This window comes from Campylobacter concisus, assembly GCF_002914005.1.
In the GTDB taxonomy this organism is placed as follows: domain Bacteria; phylum Campylobacterota; class Campylobacteria; order Campylobacterales; family Campylobacteraceae; genus Campylobacter_A; species Campylobacter_A concisus_N.
On the sequence record NZ_POZU01000026.1, the window covers coordinates 1 to 13,381 of the forward strand.

Sequence of the window (13,381 nt, forward strand, 5' to 3'; positions counted from 1 at the left end):
ACTATGAATATGATAGGTTTTTAATATGCCAAGGAAAAGAAAAAAAATTTATATTGATGTACCCTACTCTCTAAAAAATACTGCAAAAACAATGGGGGCTATGTGGGATAGTGATGAAAAAAGATGGTTTATTTATGATACTTTTGATTTTGAGGCATTAGTAAATCTACTTGAAAAAAATAAAAAAGAAGGAGCTAGTAAAAAAACTGTACTATCAGATGGTATTACAAAGTTGAAAGTGCCCTGTTTTCAAAAATACCAAATTGATATTACTGACGTATCTTTAAAATTTAAAGCTGCCTTAAATGCGGCTGGGCTTGAAGTAGACACGCCAATAATGGATGGAATTTTGCGACGTGTTAGAGTAGATGGCGATAAGGGTGCGCAAAAAAGTGGTGCGTATGTTTGTTATTTAGATGGTACACCAGCCGGGTTTATACAAAATTTTAAAACTGGGTTTATTAGTAATTGGAAATATGAGAAATTAGACATATTACCCTATTCTGATAAACTTATTTATAGTAAAAAAACTCAGAATTTAGCAAATGACAATACAGTTTTTATTCAAAAACAGTTACAAAGAGAGAATGAATTAGAAGACGAATATAAAAAAACAGCTAAAATTTTACTTGATGAGTTTTTGGCTGCAAATTTTGCTGCTTTAGACCATGCCTATTTTGTTAGGAAAAGAGTATATAAAAACTATGGTTTGAAACAGGATAGATTTGGAAATCTTCTTATGCCACTTTTTGATATCAACGAAAAATTTTGGTCTCTTCAACGGATATTTCCAAATGGAAATAAGATGATAGGCGCCCTACTTTCAAATGAGCAAAAGAAAAATGGTAAAAAACTTCTTGCTAAGAAGCGAGGAAATTTTTTTATTATAAGTAACGATATGGATCTTTATAACAAAAATTCAGCTAAACTTAATATTGAGGCTTTATTAAAATATAATAAAATTTATATATGTGAAGGTTTCGCCACTGCAGCAAGTGTTCATGAAGCTTGTAAGATGCCTGTAATAGTTGGACTTGATGTGGGCAATTTAGAATTTGTAGTTCAGAATTTTTCTACAAGGTTTTGTAATATACGCATCATAATTGCTGCTGATAATGATGCTAAGAAAGAAAAAGAGAGTGGGGTTAATATTGGAAAAGATAAAGCAATGCAGATTAAAAATAATTTTAAAAATGTAAGTGTCTGTATTCCAAATTTTAATGATACAGAAATTTCTAGTGGATATAGTGACTTTAATGATTTGTATAATAGCAGAGGAATTGACGAAGTAGGGCGTCAATTAGAAATATTATTATAATATCTAAAATATACTTATATAATATTATTTTTATATGATTTAGATATTATAATAATATTATATAAAATAATAATGCTTTCTATCGTGATTTGAAAATTATGTATCGCTTTTGTGGTTGTATTGCCTGCTAATAAATACCTATTTTTATTTTTTTGTATAGAGGGTTACTAATTAATTATATCTTTTATCATAGCAGAATAAGTATTCTCAAATTTGTGTTTTGTGTATTAATATTTATAATTCTTATCTATACTCCTAACTAAAGAGATTATATGAAATAAATATTATAATAATATGATAATAATATTTATATAAAAATATATAGATATGAAAAAGATATTTTTATGATATAATTCCACAAAAAAGAAAAGGATTAAAAATGGTCATATCTATCGTAAATGAAAAGGGTGGCAGTGGAAAAACTACACTTGCTGTAAATTTAGCAGCCAGACTATCCGAGGATGGAGATAACGTTCTTTTGATAGATGCTGATCCACAGCGCTCAACTGAAGTTTTTTCAGATATCAGAAGCCAGTCGAATCTAAAGCCACTTTTTTCAAGTGTATCAAAGACGGGCGTTAGCTTGGGTGATGAAATAAAGCGTATGCGAGATAACTTTGACTCTATTGTAGTTGATACTGGCGGTCGTGATAGTAAAGAGATGCGTAAAGCTATGCTGTCATCAAATGTGCTTATTATACCAACTATACCATCGCAGTATGACGTGAGTGTTCTTGACCGAATGCTTGATCTTAGTAGTGAGGCTAAGGAATTAAACGAAAATTTACTTACGCTTATTCTTGTAAACCGTGTTTCTCCAAATCCTTTTTTGGCAAAAGAGCTTGAAAGCATGCGCGAATATATTGATGATGCAAAAAAGGAGCGAAATTTAAGTGATGTCTTTTTATTAAACTCTGTTATTTACGAAAGACAAGCTTATAGAAAAACGGTTTCAAATGGCAATAGTTTAAGCGAATTTTGCAAAAATGGGGATAGGGCGCTTGAAGATTTCGAAAGTTTTTATGCCGAGCTATTACAAGTTGTAAAAGAAAATATTAAGGATTAAAAAATGGGTTTTAAAAAAGTAAATACAACTCCAGCTACTAGTGAAGAAAATTTTATAAATCAAGCAAGAGGAGAAACATCAGAAGCAAAAAAGCCTAAAAATTTAAAACGAGATAAGTCATTTTTACTTTATTTTACGCAAGATGAATTTGATCGTGTAAAGATAGAAGCGGAAAAAATTGGAATGGGTATAAATCAATACATTCGCTTTAAAATTTTTAGCTAGTATTATATAAATACTATAATGATATTATATTGATATTATAATTATATTAATATAATATTATTTAAAAAGCTCATGAGCTTAAGTTTGAGATTGTAAACTAAAATCTTTAACGCTATGCGAGTATTATTTTATTGTAAAACAAGTATTTAACAGTTGTATCTACATCTATTGTAACGACTCTAGCATATCTAGCATAATTTATATATCTAAATCGTTCCATTTTCTAAAATATTTTATATAAAAATTCTTTTTTCTCATTATATTTTAATATTTAATTAAGATTAACTCTTTTATAATGCCACTAAATTATTTTTTTAAATATAACTATTAAATCATTCCAAGGAAGGACAGATGAGAGCCATCTTATCTTTATGCATGGTGAGTGCATTGCTATTTGCTAGTGAAATTAGCCAAAAAAATGAACTAAACAACGAGGAGATTAGAGCTAACATAGCAAGTTCATTTAATGAAAGCTCCAACATAAATTTGCTTAACGAAAAACCCACTTCAGAAGATAAGCTAAATTTAAACGAAACTCCATGCTTTAAAATAGATAGTATCTTACTGCTACATTATAATGAGATAACTAGTTTTAATGCTAATAGTATTGCCGATGAGGATATAATAAGAAAAGCTTATAAAGATAACTACTCTAAATTTAATTCTATCTTACAGAATACTTTAAACAAATTCGAGTTTAGATCAGGCAGTTGCATTGGTAAAAATTCAATCAATCTAATCATAAACTCTTTTAACAATGAGATAATAAAAAGTGGCTATATCACTTCAAGTGCGAGCCTAGTTACAAAGAGTCTAAAAGATGCCAAGCTAGAGTTTGTGATAAATCTTGGCTTAATAGATAACATAAGCATAAATGAAAGTGACACCCAAAGAAATAGAGCTAGTCTGTTTACCGCATTTGGCGAGTACTCTCATAAAAACAAAGTAGCAAATATAAGAGATATTGAGCAAGCTCTTGAGTCACTGCAAAACGTCTCAAAAGATGATGTTAGCATTAAATTTCTACCTTCAAATAGAGCTGGCTTTTCAAATATAGTGATCACTAGAGTTGATAGCTTTCCACTTAAAGCTGCTATTAGCATTGATAACCTTGGCTCAAAACAAAGCGGTAAATATCAAGCAATGGTAAATTTAAGCACTCTAAATTTACTTGGATTTAACGAAATTTTTAGCTTTTCACGAGGCAAGGATGTACTTAAAAAATATAAAGTTACAAATAAATTTAATGGTGTAAGTGATCACGGTGCTTCAAATAACTACTATTACGGCTTTAGCATTCCATTTGGCTATTTTATGCTTGAATATGAAAAGAGCAAGTATGACTATGCTCAGATCATAAATGCAGCCTACAATCTTTACACATATAAAGGCAGAAGTGAGAGTGACTCGCTAAGCCTTACTTATACATTTTATAGGGACTCAAATTTTAAAAATAGCGCTTACGTAAAGCTATTTAAGAGAAAAAATAAAAACTACCTAGAAGACTACGAGCTAGATAACCAAGCTAGAAGAAATGCTGGATATGAGATAGGTGTAAGATCAAGTTGGAATTCATACAACCAAGCTTTTAGCGCTAGGCTAGCTTATAAAAAGGGCACTGGGATATTTGACTCACAGCCTGATCCTTTAGAAGATAGTGGCGAAGCTACATCAAGATTTGCTCTAATAAATTTAAACCTAAACTACAAATATAAATTCGAAATCCCACTAAGCTACGATCTAAACATCAACGCAAGATATGGCCTAAACAAACTAAGCTTACAGGATAAATTTAGTATAGGCGGGTATTACAGTGTTAGAGGGTTTGACGGCGAGAGCTCACTTGTTGGGAACCACGGAGTGATCATAAGAAATACCCTCTCATATAGCTACTATAAAAATAACTCTATCTATGCTGGAGTTGATGCTGGTATGGTAAGAGCGACAAGTAGTGGCATAAAGGATGAAAACACCCTTGCAGGATATGCCCTTGGTCTAAAAGGATATATAAAAGCATATAACCGTCTAAGCTACGACATCTCTATCTCTAAGCCTCTTTATAAACCAAAGAGCTTTGAAACCAGATCAACAAATGTTAACTTTATTATAAGCTACGAATTTTAAGGATAAAATGTGCTAAAGAACAACCAAATTTCAAATGCGCAAAAGCCTAGTCTTTTAACCATAGGCTTAAATTTCTACATAAGTCTCTCTTTGCTACTTGGTACCGCGCCAGCACTAGCAAATGAGCCAAGTATCATAGCTGATCCAGGTGCTAGCAACCGCCCTGATATACTAAAAGCTCCTAATGAGACGCTAATAATAAACATCACAAACCCTGATAGCAAGGGCGTCTCTATGAACGAATATAGCAGGTTTAATACGCCTTCAACAGGCACTATACTTAATAACTCTAATAAAAACATAGACACTAAGATAGCTGGTCAGATAGAAGCAAACTATAGGCTAAATAAAGAGGCGAGCCTTATCATAAACAAGGTAAATTCAGCTGAGAAATCATCTCTAAAAGGAAATTTAGAGGTAGCCGGAAGTAGAGCTGACGTGGTCATAGCAAACCCAAATGGCATAAGTGTAGATGGTCTAAATATGATCAACTCTCGCTCACTAACACTAACAACAGGCAATATCAATAAACTAAGCCCTAAAGAGATAGAGCTAATATCTGATAAATCAATAGACATCGTAGGTGACGGCCTAAATGATAAGAGCAGCGACTATACTAATGTGATCTCAAATGCTATAAATATAAACTCAAATATCCACGCAAATGAGTTAAATATTATCGGTGAAAAAGAGGTAGCTTCAAGTAGTGGCAAACTATATAACGACGTAAAAGCTAAAAATCAAGAAAACAGCTTTAGCCTAGATAGTAGCGCGCTTGGCGGCATGTATGCTAATAAAATCAAACTAGTTGGAACAAGTAATGGAGTAGGCGTAAACAATAACGGCTTAATGATAGCAAATAACAACATAGAGATAAGCCTTGATGGTGACATAGTAAACACCGGTGCTATCGCTTCTAATAAAGAGGCTAGGATTGAGGCAAATACTATAACAAACAAAGATGAAGCGCTAATAGCAGCCAAAGAGAATCTTAATATAAAAGCAGACACTTTGGCAAATACATCAAGCCAAATTTATGCTAAAGATATAAACGTAGAAGCTAAAAAGCTAGTAAATAACTCAAGCTCGCAGGCTAGGGTAGATACAGTACGTAGTCAAGGCACTATGCACCTTAATAAAGAGGGAGTAAACAGATATAAGCTTGGTGTAAATTTAAAAGAGCTAAAAGAAAAAATAAGTGCCAAACTAGCTAAAAAACTAGGCAAAGATATAAGTGAGCTAGATGAAAACGAGGTAAATGAGTTAGTATTAAAAGAGGCTATAAATAAAGATGGCACCCTTTATGCGCTAAATTTGCACAAAGACTCGCATCTAGTAGGCACCAGTCAAAAGATATTTCATAATCTAAGACTAGACTATGATACAAACGAGGTGCTAGTAGATACTAGTAGAGCAAAGAACAACGAGCAAAAAAGAACTATCACATATAGCATAGTTAAAGATGTTCTAAATGAAGATGATAAAGCTAACTTCATCCCGGGAAGCATAATAGCTAATAATGATATAAATTTAAATGTAAATGATGTGTTAAACGATAAGAGTGTAATATATGCTGGAGGAGATCTAAAGCTAAATAGCGATAATGTAGAAAACATAGCTCTAATGCTAAATAATAATGTAAATAGCTATAGTGTTTATAAGTGGAAAGAGAAAAAGAAATGGTATAGAGGTGGAGGATGGAAAACTAAGGGCGGAACAGGAAAAGTTTTTAACTTCTCATACACAGATGTTGGTTTGCCAGCAGTTTTTGCAGCGGGCAATAACATAGTAGGAAGCACGCAGGACTTTTCAATCTACGCACTAAATGACGATATAAAGCTAGCAAATGTTGATCTAGATAAATTCTCTGAGCCTATATTTAATAGTCCAATCATTAAAAACCTAAATAGAAGGGTGAAAAACCAAGGGTATTATTACAGCCTCGATAGTATAAACTCTGCTTACATAGCAAATATCCTTGATGGTTTATATGAAGCAAGAAACGAGAGTATAAGTAAATTTAGACAGGAAGCAAAAGATAAAAACTTAAAAGCTTCAGCTCTAGTAATGGCTAATAACATAGACCTAGACGCCAAAGGCAACATAAGCCTAGCTGGCAGCGTAGTGGCTGATAGTCTAAATTTAAATGCTGATAAAAAGATAAAGCTAAAAGGCGCAGAGCTATCAACTAGTGGCGATGCTAACATCGCGGCTAATGATATAGAGATAGATAGTTCTGACCTAAACTCTAAAAATTTAAACATAAATGCAAAGAGCAATATCAACTTAGATCAAAGCAAGTCTCAGTTTAGCAAAGTCTCTAACCTAGAAGCTACAAACGATATAAATTTACAAGCTGGCAATGATATAAAGGTCTCTGGCTCAAATTTAGATACGAGTGGCGATATAAATTTAAACTCAGGCAATAACATAGAGATAAAAGCAGATGAGTTTAGCTATACTCATCATGTAAGCTCTAAAGGTATGAAATTTGACGAGAGTGTAAAAAGAGTAAGCTCTGCAAATTTAAACGCTAACAGCGACATAAATTTAAATGCCAAAAATACTCTTTTAGTCTCATCAGCTCATCTAAATGCACTAAAAGATATAAATTTAAAAGCTAGTGACATCATACTAGCAGCGCAGTCAAACAGTAGCGAAGCAACCGCTATAAATAGCTCTAAATCGCTCCTTTCTAAAAAGCAAACCATGGATAGCGCCGTAAGCTCAGAGGTAGTAAGTACTAGCCTAAAATCAGGCAATAATATAAATTTAAACTCAGCTAACGATATCCATCTAGTATCATCTAAGCTAAAATCAGACAAAGATATAAATTTAAACTCAAACAACAATATCCTCTTTGAAAATGGCTATGATGTAGAGGCTAGCTCTCATGCTTCTAAAAAGAGCAAAATATCTTTAAATCCAAACGCCTTTTATAAGAGCAGCTTTGATCTTGTTGCAAATGGCAGTAAAAAGGCAGTTTATAATACTATAGACTCTGGCAATGATATAAATTTAAATGCCAAAAGCGCTCTTAGTCTAAAAGGCACAAAACTAAATTCTGGTATCGATACAAATTTAAACGCAGAGCTTATAGCTATATCAAACACCAATAATGAAAGCTACCATAAAGAGGAGCATAAGAGTAGTAGGGTAGGTATCTTAAAGCCTAATGAAGTGCTAAAAGATATCGTTGTTGACCTAAAAAGAAAGCTAAACCCTCTAAAAGAAGCAAAAGATAAATTTAGCTCACTTAGCACACCTACATTTGTAATAGGAAAAACATCTACCAAATTTGAAAGCAATAGCCTAGAAGCTAAAGCCTCTAACATAAAAGCTGGCAATAATATAAATATCAATGCCAATAAAGATATAAACATAGTAGCTTCAAATGTAGATGCTAAAGAGAACTTAAATTTAAAGGCCAATGAAGCGATAGAAATTTCATCGACAAATAGCATCTCTAATGCCAAGTCAGAATCAACCGCAAGAAAGATTCTTGGCAAGCAAAGCGCATCAGCTAGTTCTACAAATGAAGAGGTTGTTAGCTCAAATTTAAACGCCAAAAACGTAAACATAACTTCAAAGCAAGATACTACTCTTATAGGCTCAAATATCAGCGCAGATGAGAGCCTAGATATAAAAGCTGATAATATAAACTTACTACCAGCATCATATAGCTTAGAGAGCTCGTCTAAATTTAAAGACTCGGGCTTTGGTGATCTAATGAAATCAAATGGCAAAGAGAGTAGTTCAAACTATAACCTTGCCATAAGTACACTATCGGCAAAAGATATAAGTCTAAACTCAAATACAATAAACGCCCTAGCTTCTATCATAGAGGCTGCTAATGTAGATGTGAATACAAAGCTTTTAAATTTAGTCTCAGCAAAGAGCACATCTGTAAATACAACTCTAAGCAATAACGCAGGAGTTTTAACAGCTACTGTAAAAAATAAGGGCAAGATAGAAGAGGTAGAGATCCCAGCTATCATCAAGGTAAAAGATAAATTTACACTAAATGGCAAGGATATAACTAATAAACTAGATGCCACAACCTTTAAAGCGATAAATGACTCTTTAAACTCAGAGGAATTTAAAGAGGGAGTCATAAGAGAGCTAAGATCAAGCTCAAATACCCCAATAGATGAAGAGACGATAAATCAAGTAAAAGCGGTTCTAAATTCTAAAGAGTGGGAAGACAAGACAACTACTCTTAGCGGAATGGGAGCTCTAATAATAACAGCCATCGTTACATTCCTAACAGCAGGAGCTGGAACGGGAGCTGCTGCAGCCGGAGCACTCGGGGCTGCTGCTAGCTCAACCGCAGGCGCAGCGATATCAGCCATGACAACAGCTGTCATAGCAAACTCAACAGTCCAGCTAACAAACAACCTCTTATCTCATGGCAAGGTAAAATTTGATACATCATCCCTAGCTAAATCAGCCATTAGTGCAGGGGTAGGCTCCTATGTTAGTAACTACATATCAAGCATAGATACTCTAAGTAATACCAACATCATAAACACGCCAACTTATACTTTTTCTTATGCAGACTTACTAAGCTCTACGTCAAACGCAGCAATAAACTCTGCCATCTATAAAACAAACTTTAAAGATGCACTACTATCAAATTTAATCTCTAAAGCAACAGACAATGCTTACAAGGCAGTAGGAAACTACTCAAGTAGTGAATCAAATATAAACTCTAACTCACTATTTAAAGAATCAGGTCTAGGTAAGATAGCTCTTCACTCAGCCGTAGGAGCACTCTCAGCAAAACTATCTCATGAAAACGTTGCAGCCGGTGCATTAAGTGGGGCTGTAAATGAAGCAATCTCTTCTGCACTACATAAAGATACATCAAATATGAGTACTAAAGAGATAGAAGCCTATAACAACAAACGCCTACTAGCATCTCAGTTAATAGGCATAATAGCTGGAGGTATAGCTAATGGAGATAAAGGAGCAAACACAGGCTATAAAATAACCACAAGCGCAGATACTTATAATAGACAGCTTCATCAAAGAGAGATAGACTTTATAAACAATAAAAACAATATAGCAAGCTTTAAGTCAAAGCTTCAAACTACAACAAATAAAATTTATAGCGACGATGAAGCAAAATCTATCCTAGCAAAAGCAGCGGTATCTTTAACGGATAAATCATTTAATGAAACATATAGACAAAGTCTAAGCTCAAACGATCTATATAATATAGAGCTAGCAACAAATTTTATAAAGCAAAGTAGCTTTTATAATACAAGCCTAGATAACACAAATGCCTTTAATCCAAATAAGAAGCAATATGAGGATAGGTATATGTATGCCTTAAATGCCTATAACAATGAAGATTTTTACAAAGACAATTTAAGCGTTAAAACAAATCCTGGCATATTAGATTATACAAAATCAACCATGTATGGTCTAGGTGGATTTGCAGTAGGCGGGATAGAAGGACTTGCTGATTTAGGAAATATTATCTTACACCCAGTAGATGCTATAAATGGTTTAGATAATGCTTTTTATCATCCTATCCTAACAACCAAAAATGTAAATGCAAACATACAAGAATTCATAGCTAAAAATTTTGTAGATAGCGTCTTAGGTGATCAAAGTTCTATAAATTATAGAAGTTATCACGCACTAGGTGAAAATATAGGTTCTCTTGGAGCAGCTGGTAAAGCAGCCATAAAGGTAGGTAATAAGTTATCGAATGTAAATTTAAGTAAAAAAGGTGCAACGGCAGATAAAACAACAAATAATAATCTAAATTCTAATGGCAATGACGGAATAGTTGTTGCCGGGGGTAAGAGTGTCAAGATAGATATAAATAAACAAAACAAACATATACAAGGAACCAATGAATATAAAACAGCCAATCAAAATGGCGTAACAAGAAGTATTTTAACAGAAGATGTAGAAAATCTTTTGCCAAAATTTGGAACAGGTCAAAAAGTGAATAGTGTAGAAATCGGGTTGGCTGGTTCAAAAGAAAGAATAGATTTTGGAAAAGTAATTGGTTATTATATAGATGAAAATGGCAACAAATTGTCTACCACAAAAGGAATAGTTCATTATGGTAAAAATGGTGCCCATATTGTTCCTAGTAATCCAAATTGATAAGGGATTTGTATGAATGAAATAATTACTAAAATTTTATCATCCACAAAGAGAGCATTAAATGGCGAGACTACACAAAATATGCGTGCCGTTTATGTAACATTGGAAAACGACATAATAAAATTATTATTTATATATAATGGAGATATTACAGATGATGATTTGGATAATGTAGGATATATTTCTAGTTTAATTATTGCAGATTTTAATGAATACTTGATTGATGAAAAAACAATAAGGATTGATTATCCAAATTTATTTTCTGTGCCGCAAAATTATTTTTTGGCATATAAAGGATAACGATTAGAAAATGACTAAATTCATAAATTTATCTTAGCACTTATCATTTTTATTGTAACTGGTTGTAGAGTTTCTCCAAATTTAAATGACATAAACGGCGATAAAGGAGCAAACGCAGGATACAAAATAACCACAAGCGCAGATACTTATAATAGACAGCTTCATCAAAGAGAGATAGACTTTATAAACAATAAAAACAATATAGCAAGCTTTAAGTCAAAGCTTCAAACTACAACAAATAAAATTTATAGCGACGATGAAGCAAAATCTATCCTAGCAAAAGCAGCGGTATCTTTAACGGATAAATCATTTAATGAAACATATAGACAAAGTCTAAGCTCAAACGATCTATATAATATAGAGCTAGCAACAAATTTTATAAAGCAAAGTAGCTTTTATAATACAAGCCTAGATAACACAAATGCCTTTAATCCAAATAAGAAGCAATATGAGGATAGGTATGTCTATCTAGATAGTTTTGCTAACAATAGAGAATTCTATGACAAAAATCTAAAGGTAGATACAAAGCTTAGTAATGATATAGCAAACTTTACAACAGGATTTGCAAAAGGTGGAATAAATCTTGTAAAAGATACAATAACAGGAGTTTATTATCTAGTAACAGATACAAAAGAGACAGCCAAAGGCATAGCAAATACTATCTCAAATGCAGATACGCTTATTTATAACGGCTTTATGAAAAGCGAACTAGATGCAGTATTGGGTGATTATGAGAGTGTAACTGCAAGGGACCTTGAATTTATAGCCGGACTTACTGGTCCTGGTGCTGTTACAAATAAAGCTGGAAAAGCAGCTTTGGATAGGGTTGGTAAAAAGCCTAGTGAGGTAACTAGTGATGTTACTAAAATAGATAAACCAACTTCTAACACAAATATAAAACACAATGGAAATAGTGGTAATGATGGGGTTGGGAAAAATGACATACAAAAATTAAACAATAATGATAATACAATGATTGCAACCTCAAAAGGAGTCGTTGTATCATCTAACACGTTGGCTAAACAAGGAAGTTCAAATTTGGTTGGAGATTTTACAAAACTAGAGGGAGCAACAGTGGATGAAATTATTTCAAGAGTTCCAAAAGATTGGAAAATGTTGGCACAAAAAAATGGAAATGGTATAAGATTTATTGACGAGGCTGGTATTGAAAGAATTAGAATTCACGGACCTGATCCAAAAGCCCCAATTGGAACAAATTCAAATTCTGGTTGGATATTAAGAATACAAGATAAAAATAAAAATTACTTAGATAATTTTGGAAATATTGGTGGCTATAAGGCTAATGAAACGCACATACCAATTTATGGAAATCCTATTTTGGAGAAATAAAATGCTAGTAGAAAAGGGATATTTTTTATTAAATTTATGCAGAATAGCTTCTTTATGGCATCAAGATAAGTATTTGGTTAATCCATCTACAGATAAATATGAAACAGTAGAAGACTTGGTGCAAGATATATATAACGCTTGCGAATATGCGTTATATCCTAGAAATAAAATATATTTTTCAAAGCGAGAGTTAGAAATCATAAGCCACTTCAAATCATTTATGGATAAAAATTTTGGCATAGATTTTTGGAATGAAATAGAAAAAATAGATAATAAAACTTTAGTTTATTCAAACAAAACTTGGATAAAAGCAAGAGAATTTGCCGGTGCAATCATAAAAAGATTTGGTTTTAGTATAGAAAATTTTAATTATGAAAACTTTTAACCACTTTTGCAAGAAATTTTTGAAGATGATCTAAATTTTAGAGAAAAAGATAAGAGATATTGTTTTGCGTTCAGAAATTATGTAGTTGAGTTTGCTGGTTTTATCGATTTTAAAATTTATAAAAGCGAATTTAGAAAAATCTTTAACGACTATCAAGATCCAAGTATCAAAGCTACCGGAGTAGATACACAAGTAGATGGTTACGTGGTTTGTCCGCATTGCTACAACGCAGAGCAGGTAAGTGCAGAACTAGGTGTCATAAAGTGCAAAAAATGTCAGCAAGAATATAACAACCCACTTGCAAAAATTTGTCCAAGTGGGATAGAAGTGTTAGATGAATAGATAGTAATAATAGTTACATACGTCAAACGCAGCAATAAACTCTGCCATCTATAAAACAAACTTTAAAGATGCACTACTATCAAATTTAATCTCTAAAGCAACAGACAATGCTTACAAGGCAGTAGGAAACTACTCAAGTAGTGAA

Annotated in this window: 9 protein-coding genes; all 9 read left to right on the forward strand. The window is 32.7% G+C overall.

From position 1 onward, the window contains the following. Positions 1–25 precede the first annotated feature (25 nt). Positions 26–1,318, forward strand: coding sequence for a toprim domain-containing protein (locus tag CYP54_RS02820; protein WP_103604125.1), 1,293 nt, complete (start codon positions 26–28; stop codon positions 1,316–1,318). A gap of 379 nt (positions 1,319–1,697) precedes the next feature. Beyond that, the gene (locus CYP54_RS02825) at positions 1,698–2,384 is read left to right on the forward strand and encodes an AAA family ATPase (protein ID WP_103604126.1); all 687 of its coding nucleotides are present in this window, start codon (positions 1,698–1,700) and stop codon (positions 2,382–2,384) included. 3 nt (positions 2,385–2,387) lie between these two features. Continuing rightward, the gene (locus CYP54_RS02830) at positions 2,388–2,609 is read left to right on the forward strand and encodes a hypothetical protein (protein WP_103583804.1); all 222 of its coding nucleotides are present in this window, start codon (positions 2,388–2,390) and stop codon (positions 2,607–2,609) included. 351 nt (positions 2,610–2,960) lie between these two features. Continuing rightward, positions 2,961–4,733: a ShlB/FhaC/HecB family hemolysin secretion/activation protein gene (locus CYP54_RS02835; RefSeq protein ID WP_103604127.1), complete on the forward strand. Its 1,773-nt coding sequence runs from the start codon at positions 2,961–2,963 to the stop codon at positions 4,731–4,733. Between the two features lie 9 nt (positions 4,734–4,742). Beyond that, positions 4,743–10,859, forward strand: coding sequence for a two-partner secretion domain-containing protein (locus CYP54_RS02840; RefSeq protein WP_103604128.1), 6,117 nt, complete (start codon positions 4,743–4,745; stop codon positions 10,857–10,859). Positions 10,860–10,871: 12 nt separating this feature from the next. Next, entirely contained in the window at positions 10,872–11,159 is a 288-nt protein-coding gene (locus CYP54_RS02845) for a MafI2 family immunity protein (protein WP_103600761.1), read from the forward strand. Between the two features lie 696 nt (positions 11,160–11,855). After that, entirely contained in the window at positions 11,856–12,509 is a 654-nt protein-coding gene (locus CYP54_RS02850; RefSeq protein WP_103604129.1) for a polymorphic toxin type 30 domain-containing protein, read from the forward strand. 1 nt (position 12,510) lies between these two features. After that, on the forward strand, positions 12,511–12,894 hold the full coding sequence (locus tag CYP54_RS02855; RefSeq protein ID WP_141089799.1) for a hypothetical protein: 384 nt from the start codon (positions 12,511–12,513) through the stop codon (positions 12,892–12,894). Positions 12,895–12,900: 6 nt separating this feature from the next. After that, the gene (locus CYP54_RS09845) at positions 12,901–13,236 is read left to right on the forward strand and encodes a hypothetical protein (protein WP_180997320.1); all 336 of its coding nucleotides are present in this window, start codon (positions 12,901–12,903) and stop codon (positions 13,234–13,236) included. The last annotated feature ends 145 nt before the right edge of the window (positions 13,237–13,381 follow it).